This window comes from bacterium SCSIO 12643 (genome assembly GCA_024398135.1).
GTDB lineage: Bacteria > Bacteroidota > Bacteroidia > Flavobacteriales_G > Salibacteraceae > CAJXZP01.
This window is the reverse complement of the sequence record CP073750.1, coordinates 1569275-1587746: the sequence shown is the minus strand read 5'-3', so window position 1 is coordinate 1587746 and position 18472 is coordinate 1569275. Positions and strand designations below refer to the sequence as shown.

At 37.3% G+C, this 18472-nt stretch carries 16 protein-coding genes; 7 read left to right on the top strand and 9 right to left on the bottom strand.

Annotated features, from left to right (window positions below; all coding sequences use genetic code 11):
• Positions 1-49: 49 nt before the first annotated feature.
• On the bottom strand, positions 50-1882 hold the full coding sequence (locus tag KFE94_06840) for a DUF839 domain-containing protein (GenBank protein ID UTW67823.1): 1833 nt from the start codon (positions 1880-1882) through the stop codon (positions 50-52).
• Between the two features lie 383 nt (positions 1883-2265).
• Here KFE94_06840 and KFE94_06835 point away from each other — a divergent pair, with 383 nt between their 5' ends.
• The 3 genes from KFE94_06835 to KFE94_06825 all read left to right on the top strand — a co-directional run bounded on the left by KFE94_06835 (position 2266) and on the right by KFE94_06825 (position 9053).
• Positions 2266-3444 (top strand): BamA/TamA family outer membrane protein, encoded by a 1179-nt coding sequence (locus KFE94_06835; protein ID UTW67822.1) that lies wholly within the window; start codon positions 2266-2268, stop codon positions 3442-3444.
• A gap of 56 nt (positions 3445-3500) precedes the next feature.
• On the top strand, positions 3501-5696 hold the full coding sequence (locus KFE94_06830; GenBank protein UTW67821.1) for a hypothetical protein: 2196 nt from the start codon (positions 3501-3503) through the stop codon (positions 5694-5696).
• Positions 5697-5816: 120 nt separating this feature from the next.
• Positions 5817-9053: a PD40 domain-containing protein gene (locus tag KFE94_06825; GenBank protein UTW67820.1), complete on the top strand. Its 3237-nt coding sequence runs from the start codon at positions 5817-5819 to the stop codon at positions 9051-9053.
• A 30-nt stretch (positions 9054-9083) separates the two neighbouring features.
• On the opposite strand, the gene KFE94_06820 is transcribed toward KFE94_06825, so the two are convergent.
• From KFE94_06820 to KFE94_06790, 7 genes are all read right to left on the bottom strand, one after another.
• Positions 9084-9653 carry a hypothetical protein gene (locus KFE94_06820; GenBank protein ID UTW67819.1) on the bottom strand — a complete coding sequence of 190 codons (570 nt, stop codon included), beginning with the start codon at positions 9651-9653 and terminating at the stop codon, positions 9084-9086.
• Between the two features lie 195 nt (positions 9654-9848).
• A complete protein-coding gene (locus KFE94_06815) occupies positions 9849-10352 on the bottom strand; it encodes a hypothetical protein (GenBank protein UTW67818.1) in 504 nt (167 codons plus the stop codon).
• Between the two features lie 11 nt (positions 10353-10363).
• Positions 10364-10891 carry a hypothetical protein gene (locus KFE94_06810; GenBank protein UTW67817.1) on the bottom strand — a complete coding sequence of 176 codons (528 nt, stop codon included), beginning with the start codon at positions 10889-10891 and terminating at the stop codon, positions 10364-10366.
• Positions 10892-10968: 77 nt separating this feature from the next.
• Positions 10969-11934: an SDR family NAD(P)-dependent oxidoreductase gene (locus KFE94_06805; GenBank protein ID UTW67816.1), complete on the bottom strand. Its 966-nt coding sequence runs from the start codon at positions 11932-11934 to the stop codon at positions 10969-10971.
• A gap of 98 nt (positions 11935-12032) precedes the next feature.
• Complete coding sequence (locus KFE94_06800; GenBank protein ID UTW67815.1) at positions 12033-12893, bottom strand: helix-turn-helix transcriptional regulator; 861 nt, start codon at positions 12891-12893, stop codon at positions 12033-12035.
• A gap of 56 nt (positions 12894-12949) precedes the next feature.
• On the bottom strand, positions 12950-13513 hold the full coding sequence (locus KFE94_06795) for an SRPBCC family protein (protein ID UTW67814.1): 564 nt from the start codon (positions 13511-13513) through the stop codon (positions 12950-12952).
• A gap of 156 nt (positions 13514-13669) precedes the next feature.
• A complete protein-coding gene (locus KFE94_06790) occupies positions 13670-14464 on the bottom strand; it encodes a hypothetical protein (protein ID UTW67813.1) in 795 nt (264 codons plus the stop codon).
• 214 nt (positions 14465-14678) lie between these two features.
• On the opposite strand from KFE94_06790, the gene KFE94_06785 reads away from it, so the two are divergent.
• Complete coding sequence (locus KFE94_06785; protein UTW67812.1) at positions 14679-15101, top strand: YiaA/YiaB family protein; 423 nt, start codon at positions 14679-14681, stop codon at positions 15099-15101.
• A 31-nt stretch (positions 15102-15132) separates the two neighbouring features.
• Here the strand turns inward: KFE94_06785 and KFE94_06780 are convergent, their stop codons facing one another.
• Positions 15133-15519 (bottom strand): DUF302 domain-containing protein, encoded by a 387-nt coding sequence (locus tag KFE94_06780; GenBank protein UTW67811.1) that lies wholly within the window; start codon positions 15517-15519, stop codon positions 15133-15135.
• 189 nt (positions 15520-15708) lie between these two features.
• Here KFE94_06780 and bcp point away from each other — a divergent pair, with 189 nt between their 5' ends.
• From bcp to KFE94_06765, 3 genes are all read left to right on the top strand, one after another.
• Positions 15709-16173: a thioredoxin-dependent thiol peroxidase gene (gene bcp, locus KFE94_06775; GenBank protein UTW67810.1), complete on the top strand. Its 465-nt coding sequence runs from the start codon at positions 15709-15711 to the stop codon at positions 16171-16173.
• A gap of 102 nt (positions 16174-16275) precedes the next feature.
• The gene (recA, locus tag KFE94_06770; GenBank protein ID UTW67809.1) at positions 16276-17277 is read left to right on the top strand and encodes a recombinase RecA; all 1002 of its coding nucleotides are present in this window, start codon (positions 16276-16278) and stop codon (positions 17275-17277) included.
• A 130-nt stretch (positions 17278-17407) separates the two neighbouring features.
• Positions 17408-18421 (top strand): tetratricopeptide repeat protein, encoded by a 1014-nt coding sequence (locus tag KFE94_06765; protein ID UTW67808.1) that lies wholly within the window; start codon positions 17408-17410, stop codon positions 18419-18421.
• Positions 18422-18472: the final 51 nt, after the last annotated feature.

Below are 18472 nucleotides of genomic sequence, written 5' to 3'. Positions count from 1 at the left end.
TAACAATAGGCGGCCATGGGCCGCCTATTGAGAAAGGATAAATAGATTGTTATTGGATGATTACTTTCTGAATTTCTCCTTCGATAGTTTGGATCACGTAGTTACCTGTAGGTAATCCGGATACATCCATTCTATTCGTATTTCTTTGAACACGAACAACTTTCCCGGTTGCAATTTCAATTAAACGTACATCAGTTACCTTGTTAAGGTGTAACTCTCTAGCCACCGGGTTTGGCCAGATATTTAATCCTAATCCCTTAGAATCTGTATTTTGAACAGAGGTTAAGTAGTCTTCAAATCCAGTCACTGCAACTGTAACGGAATGGTTAAAAGGGTATGTGTTTGCTGGATCTGGGTGTTGAACATTAAAGAAGTAAGTCAATCCATCCGGAGTAAATCTACCACCAGTAGTTTCACATCCTTTAGGACCTGCAACGAAACGAATTAATTCAGAAACCTGGTAAGTTTTACCTGCAACGTCACCAGTAACATCTAAGAAATAAATCTCGTTTAATTTTTTAGAGAATTGAGCCGGAGAAGCCGGAGAAGAATTTGGGTTCAAATCTTCGTTGATTACCAAATAAGTCTTTCCGTTGATGTTTCCTAATGCCAATCCATCAGGGGAAGTTAAGTGGTTTCCGGTTGGAAGGTTATTTCCATCTAAAGTACCACCACCTTCTAGCATAATTTCGATTTTGTTAGATTGTGCATCTAATCTTAAAACACGACCGAAAATATCTTCAGCTTTACCATCGTTATCCGTATCTAAATCCCTTAAATGCTTAGCCAATACACCACCTTTGCTGATCGCACCGGAAACGTTGAAAGTTTTACCTCTTCCGGTTTCAGTGATGTATACCATATCACCTTGACCTTCTACCCATTCTAATCTCATAAAGATTGTTGCACCCATATGTAAAGCTACATCACGAGCCACAACCATTGAATCCAAGCTCATTGGCATGGTCAACCAGGAGCCAGAAGTACCATCAGTAGATTGTTTGTAAGCGTATAAATTTCCTTTAGAGAAATCTTTAGGCTGATCTGCAACGAATTTGAAAAGTACAGAACCAGAAGAAGCATCATCTGATAAGTAAACTGTTTTGTTGTCACCGGCAATCCATCCACCTTCGTGATCGTATCTTCCCATGTTGTAGTTTTTACGAACCGCTTGCGCAGTTGCAGGATCTACCTCAACAATATATTGGAAGTTTTGGTTTCTTTTAATGTTTTGGTTCAAAGCAGCTCCGTTAAAGCTTGCCACGTTCCAGTCAGTGGTATCAGAGAAACCCTGACTTGCGATACGAGCATTACCTGTCACATAAAAGCTATCTATACCGTTTTGATCTTTTAACCAGTATCCGTTGAAAGCAGAACCCCACTCTTCAGCAGTGAAAACAGCTCCCCATGAACTTTGTATACCACCGCAGTTTGCACCGGTGCCACCCACATTTGAGAAATCAACGTTTTTGAATTTCACACCGGCACCTTGATCTACTACATTCCAATGTCCGGTAGCATCTTTATGTGCAATGAAAACGGTCATACCTCCACCGTCACCGTTTACCGGATCAGATTGAACTCTTTCGTGGTTTACGATAACGTATCCGGAATCACTTCTACCATCAATAGGTACATAACCCGTAAAATCTTGCCATTCTTTTGCCGGAGCAGATTGGCCTGAGCTGTTATGAACCATATCAGTTCCTCCTACAAAAAGCACATCATATTTCATTGGAGATGCTGGAACCATCACCTCCGTTAAATCAGAACCGTAAGTTGTAGAATCGTAAAAGTTTTTTTGAAGAGGAGGAAACGGATTTTGAGCAAGTGCAGAGCCTCCAATCGCAGTTGCCATTAAAAATGTAAAAATTTTGTTCATAGTTGTTGATTTAGCTGCTGCAAAGAAACAGGGCTGTTACGGGAGGTGAGAAGTGAATTGATTTATTAAATCTTTATGATAATTTAAATCCAGGTTAAATGAGTGGTTTTTAAAATGTGATTGGAAATAAGTGACTTGAAGGAGATTGTGGAGGTACGAAAAAATGGAATGTTAAATTAAAATTTTGTCAGAGTTAGCGTATTGTCAAGATCACGAATTCGTATTTACAAATTATTAAATCCGGTTCATAATAGTTTTATAAAAGCATAAAGACGATTTAATACTTTGGCTAAGGCCTTTTGCTATGTTACTAAAATGGATTTGATATTTCAGAGTTGCATAAAGAATCCTCGTATATTTGAAACACTATACGATCATACCTTATGCACAAATATTTAAAAAAGGGAATCATCCTTTGTGCCTTCTGTTGGGTTATACTTCCAATCTGGGCTCAGGAATCTCCAACCCGGACATCCAAGGAAAAACCCAAAATGAAAGATCTTTTGCACGATTCGTTGGATCATAAATTAGATGCGAGTGATTTCCTGATTCAGGCCGATGGTTTTATTCCAGTCCCACAGTTAATTACAGAGCCCGCGTTAGGTGATATAGGGGTGATGTTAGCGGCAGTATTTATTAAACCGAATAAGGTGCAATTAAAAGATGAGTATGTGCCGCCCAATATCACCGCTGCAGTTGCAGGATATACTGGAAACCAAACATGGTTATTGGGTGCCATGCGCATTGCTTCATTGCCAAAGTATCGAATGAAATATCGAGCAGGTTTGGCATATGCCAATGTCAATATGGATTTTTATCGTGACTTGCCTTTTATTGGGGAGCGTAAGTTTTCATTTAATTTTAGAATGACTCCCGTATTTGCATCTGTATTAAAAGAAATTGGACGAACGCATGTGTATGTGGGGTTAGAGTATTTGTTTATCAATGCAGACGTAGGAGCAAATTTTGAGCTGGAAGATTTTCCGGATTTTGATGAGCGTTTAAGAAAGTCTCATAATTTAAGTAGTGTAGGAGTAGATCTGGAATACGATAAGCGGGATAATGTTTTTACACCCAACAAAGGAATTTTGATTACTTCTAATTATAGACAAAATGCAGAATGGACCGGAAGTGATTATGAATATGGAACTTTAACTTTTGGAGTGCTTTATTATTTTCAACCTACTTCCAGATGGGTTAGTGGATTCCGATTGGATAATAAATCTCAATTTGGTGATGCACCATTCTATGCGATGCCGGGGATTAGTTTAAGAGGAGTACCCATTAATAGATATCAGGGTGATCGTACCTATATGTTGGAAACCGAACAACGATATGACTTTACCAAACGATGGAGTATACTGGCTTTTGGGGGAATGGCTAAGGCACCGACTCAGGAAGTGGATTTTAAAGATGCCCTTTTGGTGTATAATTATGGTACTGGATTTAGATACCTGTTAGCGCGTAAATTCGGATTACGAATGGGTGTGGATGTCGCCTGGTCCAATAATGATTTTGGGTATTACATCACTTTTGGTTCTGCATGGAATAATCGGAATTAAATCGATATTCAAAGCCCAATTTATGTAAATTCGAAGCTTAAATTAATTCTGATCTCATGAGGTTATTTCTTATCATTTTAGCCAATATATTTTTATTCCCATTTACAAGTATTTCCCAAGACGTCATAACTGAATTTTCCTGGCCCATGGAACTGGAAGGTGATAAAGGATATGTTACAACCTTATATCAACCGCAACTTGAAAGTTTTAAAGGAAATATACTGAGTGGTAGAATGGCTTTGACGGTAAAACCAAAAGATGGCGAAATGGTTTTTGGAGCGGTATGGTTTGAAGCTACGATGGAAACCGATTTGGAAAATAGAATTGTAAGACTCCAATCGGTGGATATTACCAATACCCACTTTCCGGATATGGTAGATGATGAGAAGTCTCAGAAATTTAAGGATTTATTGACCAGTGAAGTGGAATCCTGGGACATTGTGATGTCATTAGATCGTTTATCCGCAAGTTTGGAAGAAGTGGAAGGTTTAAATGCTCTGTCCGAACAAATTAATAATGATCCTCCGCAAATATTTTTGCGAAAATCTCCTGCGGTATTGGTGATGATTGATGGAGAACCAAGATTTAAGAAAGATGAAGGATCAGGCCTGGAGTATGTGATCAATACCCCATTCTTTATTGTTAAGGATAAAAAGTCGGATTACTATATCAATGGAGGAGAATTCTGGTATACTTCAAAAGAAGCTTTGAAAGGTTATGAAGAAACTGAGAAAGTACCATCCGGAGTAAAAAAGTTTGCAGAAGAAAATCAAAAAGACACTGAAGTTGATTCTATTGCGGACACTTATGATAAAGCACCCGAAATTTTGGTAGAAACCAAAGCATCGGAGTTGATTATTGTAGATGGTGAGATGGACTACAAACCAATTGAGGGAACATCTTTACTGTATGTGAGCAATACAGAAAGTGATGTGATCATGGATATTACCAGTCAAAAGCACTTTGTGTTACTTGCCGGAAGGTGGTATGCATCTAAATCTTTAGAAGATGGTGACTGGAAATTCGTGGAGCCGGAGAGTTTACCGGAAGAATTTAAAAATATTCCGGATTCATCAAGTATGGGTAATGTGTTGCCAAGTGTGCCAGGAACACCACAAGCACAATCTGCAATTCTGGAACAATCTATTCCACAAACAGCTACGATAGATCGAAAAGAAGCGAAGATTGAAGTGACTTATGATGGGGAACCTAAATTTGAACCGATTACCGGAACAGAAATGCAATATGCAGTGAATACAGATAAAAGTGTGTTGCTTATTAAGGGTAAATATTATGCGGTAGAAAATGCCGTATGGTTCGTTTCTGATCAACCAACTGGACCATGGGAAGTATCTACAGATAGACCGGACGATGTAGATCAAATTCCACCGGAATCACCGGTGTACAATGTAAAGTATGTTTATATCTATGACTCTACACCGGATGTGGTATATGTAGGATATACACCGGGATACACTTACAGTTATGTATATGGTGGTGTAGTGGTTTATGGAACGGGATATTATTATCACCCATGGTATGGTGCGTATTATTATCCAAGACCAGTGACTTATGGATATGGAGTACACTATAACCCGTATACCGGATGGGGCTTTACGATAGGAATTAGTTATGGATGGGTAAGCTGGGGCTATCATCCATATCGTTATGGCTATTGGGGACCAAGAGGATATCACTATGGATATCGTCATGGCTATCATCACGGATACCATAACGGGTATAGAAGAGGTTATCATAATGGATATAGAGCAGGATATGCTGCTGGAAAAAGGAATAGCAATCAAAACGTGTATAAGAACCGTAGTAATGGCGTAAAACAAACCGGAAATATCAATCGTGGAAATGCAAATCGCGCGATAAATAATAGAGCCAGACCTTCAGGTAAACCGAATAATATGTATACCGATAAAAAGGGGAATGTTTACCAAAGAGATCAAAAAGGCAATTTCCAAAATAGAACAAATAACGCAGCGGGAAAAAGACCTACAAAGGAGGAGTTTCAAGGTAAGAAACCTCAAAAACCAGCCGTAGGATCAAATACAGGTAATCAACAAGCGAGACAGCAAGCTCAGCAAAAGAAACAGCAATTAAATCGATCTGCGCAAAGTAGAAATCAGGGGAATCAAAACTACCAAAGAGCACAGCAACAAAGACAAGCGCAATCCAGAATGCAAAGTCGCCCACAAGGAAGACCAGCAGGTGGAGGTGCCAGAGGTGGTCGTAGGAGGTAAACTACCTTTTATTTCATGTGAGTTACAGCAGGATTCCATTTATCTAGGAATTCAACCCTTTACCAAAAAAATAAGATTTGGGCTGGAAAACATTTTAACTTGCGTGAAAATACGAATGAAATGAAAAGAATTTACACCCTCCTATCTGTGTTGTCTACAGCGTTATTTTCATTCGCGCAGACTACAGATTCACCTGACGCACTAATGTTGCGTTTTCCCGATGTATCGGAGAATGAAATCACTTTTGTATATGCAGAAGATGTATGGGTTGTACCTATAACCGGAGGTATGGCCAAAAGAATTACTTCAACTCCTGGTATGGAGTATTATCCTAAGTTTTCACCAGATGGAAATACGATTGCATTTAGTGGGAATTATGATGGGAACTATGATGTCTATACAATTCACCATCACGGATATAATGTAAAGAGATTAACTTACCATCCGGGGAACGATCGCACAGTAGATTGGAAACCGGACGGATCGGGAATTTTATTTGCATCCAGAAGGAAATCCCCATCTAACCGATTTAATCAGTTTTTTACGGTGTCAACTAAAGGTGGAACTCTTGAGCAGTTGCCATTGTTTTTTGCGGAGTTAGGAAGTTACAATGCCGATGGAACGCAATTGGCCTATCAATACCTAAACAGAGTTTCTAGAAACTGGAAACGGTATCAGGGAGGAACAGCAAGTGATATCCTGATTTATGATGAAAAGACCAAAAAATCGACTCAGATTACTTCTTATAAGGGGACTGATGCATTACCGATGTGGAATGGAGATAAGATCTATTTCTTAAGTGATCGTGGAGAGAATCATAAAGCTAATATCTGGTCTTATGATGTGAATAGTAAAGAGTTCAAGCAAGAAACAAATTTTGATACTTACGATGTGAAATTCCCTAGTATGGGTAAAGGACATATTGTACTGGAAAATGGAGGTAAACTTCATTTGTTTGATCTGGTTACAGGAAAAACAAATCCGGTAGAAATAAAAGTGCCTTCAGAACATATTATGGCACGTGCGGAGTGGAAAGACCTGAGTAAAGATGTGCGTACTTATTTTATTTCCCCAACCGGAAAAAGAGGTTTGTTTGATGCGCGTGGGGAGATTTTTACCGTTCCTGCGGAGAAAGGAATTACACAGAATATTACACATACCTCAGGATCTTCTGAGCAATCACCAAACTGGTCACCGGATGGAAAGTATATCGCATATTTTTCTGATGAAACCGGAGAATATCAATTAATGATTCGCCCTGCAGATGGTTCGGGAGAACCACAAGCATTAACCAAAGATTTGGAAGGATATTACAGTGGAACTTTATGGTCTCCGGACAGTAAGAAAATTGCTTTTACAAAATATGACGGAACACTCTATTATATCCACGTAGATAGCAAGAAGATTACGAAAGTAGATTTCAGTGAAATGGATGACATTCGTGATTACAGATGGTCGCATGACAGTAAATGGTTAACCTATTCTAAATCTATAATTAGCCAGAACTCTGTCATTATTGCCTATAGCCTTAAAGAGGGGAAAACATACCAATTGACCAGCGAGTTCTATAACTGTCAGGATCCGGTGTTTTCGTTAGATGGAAAGTACCTTTTCTATACTTCTAACAGAGCGTTTATGCCAACCTATAGCAACTTTGATGGTACCTGGGTATATGATAAATCTACGGTGTTGATGGCGACAACTTTGTCTAAAGATGAACCTTCTATTTTGGCTCCTGAAAATGATATGGAAGAAGTTAAAGAGGATGGAGATAAAAAAGAGGAAAAATCAGACAAAGAAGAAGAGACTGAAGATGATGGAATCAAAATAGATTTCGAAGGAATTGAATGGCGTGCAGTAGCATTGCCTGTAGAGCCGGGGAATTATGGCTATTTAACCGCTGCTGATGGCAAAATCTTGTATCAAGCTTACGGTAGAGGCGGTTCTGAAATTAGATACTGGGATATTAATGGAAAAGAAGAGAGTTCAATTGTTTCAGGCGCATACGGATATGAATTATCTGCCGATGGTAAAAAGATCATTTATGGATTTAGAGGAGGTTATGCCATTACAGGTGTGCGTCCGGGTCAAAAAGCAGGAGATGGTGCGTTGTCTATGAAAGATGTGCGTGCGGAGATTAATCCTGTGGAAGAGTGGAATCAAATTTTTAATGAAGCGTGGAGATTGGAGAGAGATTTTTTCTATGATCCAAATATGCATCGTGTTGATTGGAAAGAAGTGAGAGAGCGTTACAGTAAGTTAATGGCATTTTGTTCTAGCAGAAGTGATTTGAACTATATCATTGGAGAAATGATTGGTGAATTGAATGTAGGTCATGCTTATGTCGGTGGAGGCGATATGCCTAGAGCAGAAAGAGTAGGTGTGGGAATGTTAGGTGCGGATTTATCTACAGAAGGTAAAAATGCCATTCGTATTGATAAAATATATGCCGGAGCACCATGGGATATCACCAGATCACCATTAAATGAAGCTGGAATTGAGGTGAAAGAAGGAGCGTATATTGTGGCTGTAAATCACCAACCGGTGGATGGAACACAGAGTCCATATGCGGCATTCCAAAATTTGGATCAAAAAGTGGTGGTTTTAAGCATTGCTTCAGATGCCAATGGTAAAGATGCCAGAGATGTTGAGGTGAAGCTAATGCGTAATGAAGCTCGTTTAAGAAATCTGGCGTGGATTGAAAACAATCGTCAGAAAGTGCTGAAAGCAACAAATGGAAAATGTGGTTATATCTATGTCCCAAATACGGGGGTAGATGGACAAAATCAGTTGTTCAGAATGTATCAGGGACAATTCCATTTAAGCGCTATGATTATTGATGAAAGATGGAATAGTGGAGGCCAAATCCCAGACAGATTTGTGGAATTATTAAACCGCCCAATTCGTAGTCATTTCTCTCGAAGAGACAAGAAACCATGGCCGATTCCATTTAACGGAATGGACGGGCCTAAAGTGATGTTGGCTAACCAATGGGCCGGATCAGGTGGAGACATGTTCCCATACATCTTTAAACAAGAGAAAGTAGGTCCTGTAGTAGGTAAACGTACCTGGGGAGGATTGGTAGGAATTAGTGGAATTCCACCATTGGTAGATGGCGGATTCTTAACTGCACCGAATTTTGCTTTCTTTAATTTAGATGGTGAGTGGGATGTTGAAGGTGTTGGTGTTTCCCCGGATTATGAAGTGGATGCACAAGCTGAAGATATGTATAACGGTATTGATGCCCAATTGGATAAAGCTATTGAGTTAATCAACGCTTCTTTAAAAGCAAATCCACCAGCTAAAGTGGTTGTTCCGGAATTCCCAAATAAAACTGGAATCGGTAATCCGAAATAAGAGATAACCAGAAACAAAAAAGGAGCTTTATTAGGCTCCTTTTTTGTTATCTAATAGTCGTTTTGAAGCTTCTATTGCTTCTGGAATAAGTCGATTTTCTTTTATGATATTCGAGAGTTCCGCTTCACTTTTATTTGCGAACTTCTTTTCAAATTTCAAAATGCGTTGCTCAAAGTCTTTTAGTTTGGATTGTTCTATTTTTTGAATTTCTTTTTCGGTTGGTTTAAAAAAATTGATGGTGTTATATATAATTTCAGTATTGAAATACAGATGTAATATGAGTATCGTCAAAGAAATAATATTGATTCCAATAAAATAGAGCCTGAAAAAACCAATCAAGTCAATAAATGGAGAAAATGAAGCTAAGACGAGAATTAAGAAAGCATATTTCCAAATATCCCTTTTTATAAGAATAAGATTTAATGTAATAAATAAACCAATAGCCCCATAAAACACAGAGTTTTCTAATAAGTATGTTACTAATCTACCCTTTTCGTCAATTGTTTGTGGTATCATGATAACCTGAATGATACTAATAGACATGATTAAACACGCGATTATGAAAGGAATAAATGGGGCTATTTTGGAAACTTGCTTCATGGATTAAAGTGTAAAAAATTGAATTGCGAAAATATTAAGTTTTACATTTCCAAAAAAACACATCAATTCATCTTAGAATATGATTTACAGAGAATCTTCTAAACATTAGAATTTCCAAATAAAACTGGAATCGGAACCCCTAAATAAGAAATAACAAATAACAAAAAGTAAAAGAGCTGCCATTTTGGTGGCTCTTTATTTTTGATACCTTTTTTGAATCATAGAGATCAATTTTTCCCATTTTTCATCAGAGATACTGCTACATCTATTTGGATATGGGCTTTCTGCTGAATGAAGAATAATTTGACAGGCTTCTTTTCCAACAGTACTAATATCTTGACAACGACTTGAGGTATGTAGCGTGACTGAAGGCAGACATGGTTGAGATGATCGAATATATGGGAGTAATTTCTGAATATCCGATTCAGTAACCCAATCGGACTTTGCTTGACCTAACCATTGAATATTTTTTTCATAATGAAATACCTTGCTGTTACTTTTTTCGGGCTGATAGTAAATCCCTCCATGCTTGACTGAAGCAGAAAGTTGTAATAATTCTAAAGGACTCAGAAGATCAAAGTTTCCATGATCCGATTTCCAGTACATCTTGTTAATGCTGTCTTGCGATAGCTCTGGAATAATTGGAGGAGAGGCAACACCAAAAGAAAACAAAACGATTATGGATAGAATTAATTTCATAAATCTAGATGTTAGTTGACCAACTTTCCCAAAAATACATTAACCCCTTTACGAATTGGATTTCCCGATGACCTTCTAAACGATACAATTTGTCCGGTATGATATAAAGCATCGGATAATGGGCCATTCATCATGTTCCAAAGGGGATACGAATAGATTTTATCTCCGCTTTGAATTTGCACTTCTAATTGGGATAATTGTTCTTCAGATAAACTGCGAGATAGACTACTGGAGTCTTTGATCAAATCCAGTGTTCCATTTCTGATTTCATTAAAATCTAACGACTCTATTTCTGCATTAAACGATCTATTGGATGGTCGGTTATAAAGTGTATTGTTTACCATAAATGCCAACCAATAAATATGGCGTATGGTTTCCATGGTACTTTGACCAGTTTCAGAAGGCTTGAATTTTAAGTCATTTTCTGTTAACCCTTCAGTGACCCAGTAATAACGAAAACCTAAACCGTCTATAAAACGAGAAATAATATTGCCCGAAGAATAGTTTTGTGGATGATCTCCAATGAAATCGTATGACATATGTAGTTTGTTAAAGTTGAACATCAAATTTAAGTGAATTATTAATGGGCTAGAAAAGGGATCTAACCCACTTATATTTATATCACGTGGTAAGGCATGTAAATGGTATTTAGAATATGCCAAAACTCATCTTGTAACGCTGTATTGGTGAACATTTGGTTCATAGGTTTTTGATCTACAAGATCACCCAAAACTTTGCCTTCAGGTGCGCCCAGAACATCACCATTTTTACCATAGACACCTAATAAGCAATCTACATATTTTTGAGCCCCTTGCATGGGACTTTGTGCGAATCCGAGAAATCCTGCGATTCCGAACATGATCTTTTCCATAAACCATCTTTGGATCGCGGGTTTAGCAGCTAAACCATTTGTTCCATAGGTTAAGCCAGGCGTAAACCAAATCACATCCATATTTTTTTCCAGTGAGGAAAGCTTTTGACTCAGTACGGCACCCATTAGTTTAGAAACACCAATAGCGTTCATAGGATTGTATTTCGGTAAATTTCCTTTTCCGTAGATATAGTTTTTAAAATCATTGATGGTGTCAAATACTGGTTTTTCAATCATTCCGGGAATTCCACGTGCACCTTCACCTCCTGCGAATACAACTCTTGCATTTGGAGCAATCAGTCCATGTTTTTTGAGTTGAAGTAATGTGATATATGGACCTATGACATTTTGAAAAATGGTTTTTTCAATCGCAGTATTATTCCATGTCAAATATGAATAGTCGTTGCTGAAAATAACTCCTCCGGCTTGTAGAAATATGATATTAAAAGGTTGGTCTTTGGGAAGTTTGTGTACAGCTTTTTCTATAGCCTTTGGATCGGTCATATCAAATCCCGATGCGACTTCAATTTGAGTTTGATGACCTGGATAGGCTGTATCAATTTTACTTTTGGCTGTAACGGCCTTATCCATAGTTCTGGTAGCCATAACCAGTCTATGAATCCCGGAGCTAACTAAAATTTTTGATGTATCCAGTCCCATTCCTCCATTAGCGCCCGTAATAAATACTGAAAGTTGTTCTGTTTGGTTCATAGCGATAATATTTTTTGATAATAAATAATTGACTTTAAGTTTTTTGATGATACAAAGGTGCTGTGTGTGTGGTTAAAGGAATGGGAATATTCGTCCAACTAATGGGACAATTGGTTCAAGTGAAGTTTTCGATAATCTGTTGGAGAATATTCAAATTTTGACGAGAAAGATTTGGAGAAATAGCCCATATCGTTAAATCCACATTCCAATGCGATCTCAGAGATTCGTAATGAAGAATTCTTTAAATATTCTGCTGCTTTTAGAAGTCTTTGTTCGATGATATAATTCTTTGGGCTGGTATTGAAGACAGTTCTAAACTTCCTTTTAAAAGAAGATAAACTCATCCCACAAATGGTAGCCAGATCATTTAAACTGAGATCTTCAAAAATATTTTTGTGAATCACATCCTTAAAAGCATATTCTGTGGGATGAAAGAGCTGGTTTAAAATGGTGATAATTTGACTGTTGTTTTGCGATTGCGTGAGTATAAAAATCAGTTCCTGAATTTTTATTTTAATGAATTCATCATTCACGAGTTGAGGGTGTTCAAAACAATGTAACAGTTGCTCCATGTAGTTTTGGATGATTTGATCCGTTTCAATCTTTGCAACAGTCTGCGAAGACTTCGAAGGTAAGAATGAGAAGAAATCGGGTAATCGATCTTGATACACCCATTTTAAGATATCCGGATAAAAATGGATAAGAACAGCTTCGTTAGGTTGTGCATTTTCATTTTGAAACCACTTATTTAGATAGTGTCCGCATTTCATCAACAGGTTGTCTTGGGATTGAACCGAAAGATTTTGAGTTGGACTGTATAATCGAGACTTTCCGCGAACCACATGTAAGAAACATGCTTCATTATGCATGGCGGAATCGGCATTTAACGGAGGTTGAAATTGCACTTTTTCCAGGATAATCTTGCCTTGAACTTTGAAGTGCTGACGTGATAAAATCATAACTAAAGAAATTTTGGAGAAGAAAAAGGGGATACTTAGATCCCCTGAGATTTAATCTAGCTTTGATACTTCTTTTTGATTTCTTTGAAGTTGTCTTTTGTCACATGTTCTCCGGTAAGAACATTATGTTGAATCGCAATTTGATAATCTTCAATGTTTTTCTTGAATTTACCTTTAGCCAAAATACCCATAAACGCAGGTGAGGTTTTAAGGTTCATTTCGATGACTAGTTTACAAGAGTTTTCGTCAATTGGAATCACTTTATAAATTCCATAAGAAAAATCAGGATTTAAAGGAATACCCTCCACATGAGATATTTGAACTTTGAATCGAAAATTAATGGAATCGAATTCAAGTTGTTTCTCGTGGGTGTATTTAGTTTTTTCTTCGTTTAAATAGCACACACGTTCACATCCTTCACCTCCCTGGGAATCATCACTAATATAATCTGATGCGACTACAGTGGGATGGGAATTTGCGATTTCTCCGTATTGTTCACCTACAACTTTCCAGACTTTTTCAGCCGGAGCATTAATGATTCGTTCAACTGTAAAAGACTGCGCATTTGTGATAATTACTGAAAATACAAGAATGATAATGAGATTGATTTTTGTTTTCATGACTTTGATTTTTAATGATTAAACTGTGAATACAAAAGTCAGATAACATCAATCGAATGAATGGGAATATCCGTCCAACTAATTGGACAATCCGTTCAAGCATGAAAGTTGACAGGGTATGTGTAATAATGAATGAGATGCAAGCGTACGCTGGTTTTAGCGATACAAAGCCACTAAAAACCAAATTTTTGAATCCTGGCTCAATTCTGTAAAGCCTTCATGTGGCGGTCGACCTGATCTACCACCACGCTGACCTCCTCCAGCGTAATTGGCATTTCCGGAAACATAGCCTTGTTGAGGGATTCCTCCTGCGCCCTGACCTTTTCCACCACCACCGCCTTGACCCATTTGTGGGCGAGAGGATGGAACATCAAAACTCCCGGTAACAATACCGATAGAAAGATTTAATAAATCAGATCTACCATTTACAGCAAGTTTTTCAAAAGGGATAATAAGATCATAAACCAGTTCTTTTTCACTATTGGTATTTAAAGAAAGTTGAATCTTGGAGTTGGGATTGGTAACGACAAATGATTGTTTTTTGCCAAAGAAGCTATATTCTGCGCCTACTGATGTAGCATTGATCAGTGATTTGAGATTAGACCCTTTTCTTTGTCCATCTTTTCCTTTGAATTGCTTGAAATCCTGAGATGATTCCATAGGATATTTTACAAATACATTCTTTTTCTTTTTTCCCTCCTGATCAAAGTAAATGGTTAATCCAGCTCTTAAAATTTTGGCAATAGTAGGTTGATGATTGGTTTTTAAACTTAGATGTAAGTTTTTGTCATCATTAGAGACCAGATACTTTATTTGACTATCTGCATCATAGTTTTTATAAATAGCAGTGCTCGAATCTTTTTCATCGACACTGTTTACTGTGATTAATGAAGAACAGCCAACTAAAATGATGGCAACAATTATAGAGGAGTGCAGAAGTAAAGTTTTCATTGTTGTATTTTGAATGAGGTCAAATAAAAATGAATCGATTGGATTACGCGTTTTATTTTACAAATTTTACCATAACCCGCGAATTCTTAAATAAATGTTAATTGGTGAATCTTCTGAAACAAACTGGTCGTAGATTTTGAATCTGCTCAATATAGAGCTATTCATGGTATGGGGCTAACCAACATACCCGGTATTAACTTAAAAATCACAGATTATGAATTTAAAACCATCAAATGCATTTATTGCAGCATCCTGGATTGCGTTGATTATAGGAGTTTCCGGATATCTAATTGGATTGTGGCGTTCAGAGATGATGTTAAGTGAAAAAGGCTATTATTTTATAGGAATTATGTTTGGACTGTTTGCAGTAGTATCAGTTCAAAAAAGCGTGAGAGATAAACTGGAAGGAATTCCGGTTACGGACATTTATTATGGTCTAAGTTGGTTCTCGACTATACTTACTCTGGTTCTTCTGGTAGTGGGTTTATGGAATGCCGATTTGTTACCAAGTGAAAAAGGGTTTTATGCTTTTTCGTATTTACTGGCGTTATTTGGAGCCATTGCGGTACAAAAAAATACACGTGATTTGGCTATTTATGAATCGCACCAATCGAAACAACCTATGGATCAATCATAGTGTTGTTTCGATTGTGGACAGTGCGATTAGATTATAAGTTGTCTACAGCAGCAGATAATTTTTCTTTAACTTCTGTTGCAAATCCATGAAGTTTATCGTTTTCTACAGCCATCATGGAAGCAATGGGATCAATCACTGCAATTTCAACCTGATTGTTTTCAAGTTGTCTTACGGCTGCACTACAGGGAAGCATTACACCGATTTGAGGTTCATTGGTGACCGCTTCATATGCGTATCCGGGATTACAAGCACCCAGGATTCTATATGAAGGAATGTCCTTGTCAATTTTATTTTTCAATGTGGCACTCATGTCAATATCGGTAATGATTCCAAAACCTTGATCTTTGAGTGTAGCTGTAATGGCATCAACCGCCTGGTTGAATTCCATGTCTACGACTTTACCTATATAATAGCTCATCTTTTTAAAGTTTTTACAAATGTAAGAAGTAGAAGATGGGAAATCTTGTGATATAAATTACAATTACCCATGGTAAAAATTACGTTTTACAACTCATGTTAAATATTTTGACAAATTGTGTTGCTTTCTTGATTTTTCTGCTTTTTTTGGGATCGAAACCCTTACTTTTGAAGCATTCAAATTAGACAAATGACGCATTTAAAAGAAGGAGATCAGGCACCGGATTTTACTGGAATTGATCAAAATGAACAACAAGTAAAGCTATCAGATTTTAAAGGAAAAAAAGTGATTTTGTATTTCTACCCTAAAGATATGACTCCGGGTTGTACCGCTCAGGCATGTAATTTAGGAGAGAATTATGGGGCTTTAACAGAAAAAGGGTTTGTAGTGATTGGAGTTTCTGCAGATAGTGTGAAGCGTCATCAAAAGTTTACGGAGAAATATGAACTTCCATTTATTTTACTGGCAGATGAGTCTAAAGAAATCATCAATTCTTATGGTGTTTGGGGAATGAAGAAGTTGTACGGAAGGGAATATGAAGGAATTTATCGTGAGACTTTTATTATTGATGAGAATGGTGTGATTGAGAAAATTATTCTTAAGGTAAAAACCAAGGCCCATACGGAGCAAATTCTGGAAGTATTGGGACAATAATTTGGAGTAAATAAATAAAAAAAGAAGAAAAAAATTAGACCGCAAATAGATTACGGTTACCGACCTTACGTTTGCAGAGTAATTAGTTAAAACATAAACAAAATGGCAAAAGAAGCAGCATCAGAAAAATTGAAAGCGTTAAAGCTGACAATGGATAAATTGGAAAAGAATTACGGAAAGGGAGCAATCATGAAATTAGGTGATGCTGCTATTGAAAAAGTAGATGTAATTCCAACAGGTTCGATCATGTTAGATATGGCCTTGGGAGTACAGGGATTGCCAAAAGGAAGAATCATTGAGATTTTCGGTCCTGAATCTTCTGGTAAAACAACTCTGGCAATTCATGCGATGGCTGAAGCACAGAAGCAAGGAGGAATTGCTGCGATTATTGATGCAGAGCATGCTTTTGACCGTTTTTATGCTGAGAACCTTGGCGTAGATATCGAAAACTTATTAATTGCTCAGCCGGATAATGGAGAGCAAGCTCTAGAAATTGCAGATAATTTGATCCGTTCGGGTGCGGTGGATATCGTTGTAGTGGATTCTGTTGCAGCTTTAACTCCTAAAGCAGAGATTGAGGGCGAAATGGGAGATAGTAAAATGGGACTCCATGCACGTTTAATGTCTCAGGCATTACGTAAGTTGACCGGAACAATTAGCAAAACAAACTGTACGGTGATTTTCATTAACCAATTACGTGAAAAGATTGGAGTTATGTTTGGAAATCCGGAAACAACTACTGGTGGTAATGCATTGAAATTCTACGCTTCTGTGAGAATGGATATCCGTAGAGTAGGACAGATCAAAAATGGAGATACTGTAGTTGGAAACCATACACGTGTAAAAGTGGTGAAGAACAAAGTTGCGCCTCCGTTTACAAAAGCTGAATTTGATATTATGTATGGTAAAGGAATTTCAAGATCTGGAGAGTTATTGGATCTGGGTGTTGAAATGGGTGTAGTGAAGAAGAGCGGTTCCTGGTTTAGCTACGGAGATACTAAATTAGGACAAGGTAGAGATGCCGTAAAACAATTGATTGAAGATAATCCTGAATTGGCTGAGGAAATCGAAGGAAAAGTTCGCGCAGCTAAGGAAGAAAATTAATAATAGAATTATAACGTCTTAATTCGCAGGTTTAACCCTTTAAATTAGTGTTCTTTTTGAAGAATGTTAATTTAACCCTACTTTCGGACCCCAATTTTACGTATGTAAAGTTGGGGTTTAAGCGTTGAATATGAAAAATCTATTTTTAGTACTATTTCTATCCGTATTGGTTTGGTCTTGTGATACTGAGCCTAAAAAAACTGTTGATCAGCAAGATCAGCCTAAGGAAAATGTAAAAGAAGATTCTTTGGGGTGGATCAACACACAAATACTGGAGAATCCAAATGATCCGGGTTTATATATTGCAAAAGCCAGATATATGCTTGAAAAAGGAAGTGTGGAGAATGCAGTTATTGAAGCGGATAAGGCCATAGGATTGGATTCAAATAATATTGCATATTACAACTTCAAGGCTGATGCATACTATGATGCTCAGGATATGCTCAATGCGAAAGAAGTGTATTTGAAAGTGTTAGAAAAAGACGAAGAAAATGAACATGCCAATCAAAAAATGGCATGGATCAGCTTGATTGCAGGACAACATGAATCGTGCTTTACCTATGCGAATAATGTGTTGAAGCAAAACCAGTATATTCCTGAACCATATTATTTAAAAGGATTGGCATATAAAGAGTTGGGCAACTTTAAATTGGCTGTATCTAATTTTAGAACTGCAACGGAGCAGGATAATGATTATATAGAAGCCTGGTTACAGCTTGGATATATGTATGATGTAGCGGAAGATACTTTAGCGGGTGCATTTTATGAAAATGCATTGCGTATTGATTCAAACAATATTGATGCTTTATATGCATTTGGGATGCACTTACAAGATTGGGGAATTGCCAGAGATGCAATAAACCAATATGAGCATATTCTTAGAGTTAATGACGGATATCAAGACGCATATTATAACATCGGGTTTATCTATTTGGAAATGCTACAGGAAAATGATAGTGCAATCATGTATTACGATAAATTGTTGGCATTAAATCCTTATAATTTTAAGGGATATTATAACCGTGGATTGGCATTTGAAAGAAATGAAATGTTCCCCCAAGCATTAAGTGATTACGATAAGGCACTGGAATTAAAACCGGACTATACACCGGCAGCGAAAGGAAAGAGTCGGGTGATCAAATAAGATACAAGAAAAGGAAACAAAAAAGGGAGCTATTTAGCTCCCTTTTTTGTT

Excerpts from the sequence above, each read along its gene's own strand:
- KFE94_06840 (UTW67823.1), bottom strand. The coding sequence starts at position 1,882 with ATGAACAAAATTTTTACATTTTTAATGGCAACTGCGATTGGAGGCTCT.
- KFE94_06835 (UTW67822.1), top strand. The coding sequence starts at position 2,266 with ATGCACAAATATTTAAAAAAGGGAATCATCCTTTGTGCCTTCTGTTGG.
- KFE94_06830 (UTW67821.1), top strand. The coding sequence starts at position 3,501 with ATGAGGTTATTTCTTATCATTTTAGCCAATATATTTTTATTCCCATTT.
- KFE94_06825 (UTW67820.1), top strand. The coding sequence starts at position 5,817 with ATGAAAAGAATTTACACCCTCCTATCTGTGTTGTCTACAGCGTTATTT.
- KFE94_06820 (UTW67819.1), bottom strand. The coding sequence starts at position 9,653 with ATGAAGCAAGTTTCCAAAATAGCCCCATTTATTCCTTTCATAATCGCG.
- KFE94_06815 (UTW67818.1), bottom strand. The coding sequence starts at position 10,352 with ATGAAATTAATTCTATCCATAATCGTTTTGTTTTCTTTTGGTGTTGCC.
- KFE94_06810 (UTW67817.1), bottom strand. The coding sequence starts at position 10,891 with ATGTCATACGATTTCATTGGAGATCATCCACAAAACTATTCTTCGGGC.
- KFE94_06805 (UTW67816.1), bottom strand. The coding sequence starts at position 11,934 with ATGAACCAAACAGAACAACTTTCAGTATTTATTACGGGCGCTAATGGA.
- KFE94_06800 (UTW67815.1), bottom strand. The coding sequence starts at position 12,893 with ATGATTTTATCACGTCAGCACTTCAAAGTTCAAGGCAAGATTATCCTG.
- KFE94_06795 (UTW67814.1), bottom strand. The coding sequence starts at position 13,513 with ATGAAAACAAAAATCAATCTCATTATCATTCTTGTATTTTCAGTAATT.
- KFE94_06790 (UTW67813.1), bottom strand. The coding sequence starts at position 14,464 with ATGAAAACTTTACTTCTGCACTCCTCTATAATTGTTGCCATCATTTTA.
- KFE94_06785 (UTW67812.1), top strand. The coding sequence starts at position 14,679 with ATGAATTTAAAACCATCAAATGCATTTATTGCAGCATCCTGGATTGCG.
- KFE94_06780 (UTW67811.1), bottom strand. The coding sequence starts at position 15,519 with ATGAGCTATTATATAGGTAAAGTCGTAGACATGGAATTCAACCAGGCG.
- bcp (UTW67810.1), top strand. The coding sequence starts at position 15,709 with ATGACGCATTTAAAAGAAGGAGATCAGGCACCGGATTTTACTGGAATT.
- recA (UTW67809.1), top strand. The coding sequence starts at position 16,276 with ATGGCAAAAGAAGCAGCATCAGAAAAATTGAAAGCGTTAAAGCTGACA.
- KFE94_06765 (UTW67808.1), top strand. The coding sequence starts at position 17,408 with ATGAAAAATCTATTTTTAGTACTATTTCTATCCGTATTGGTTTGGTCT.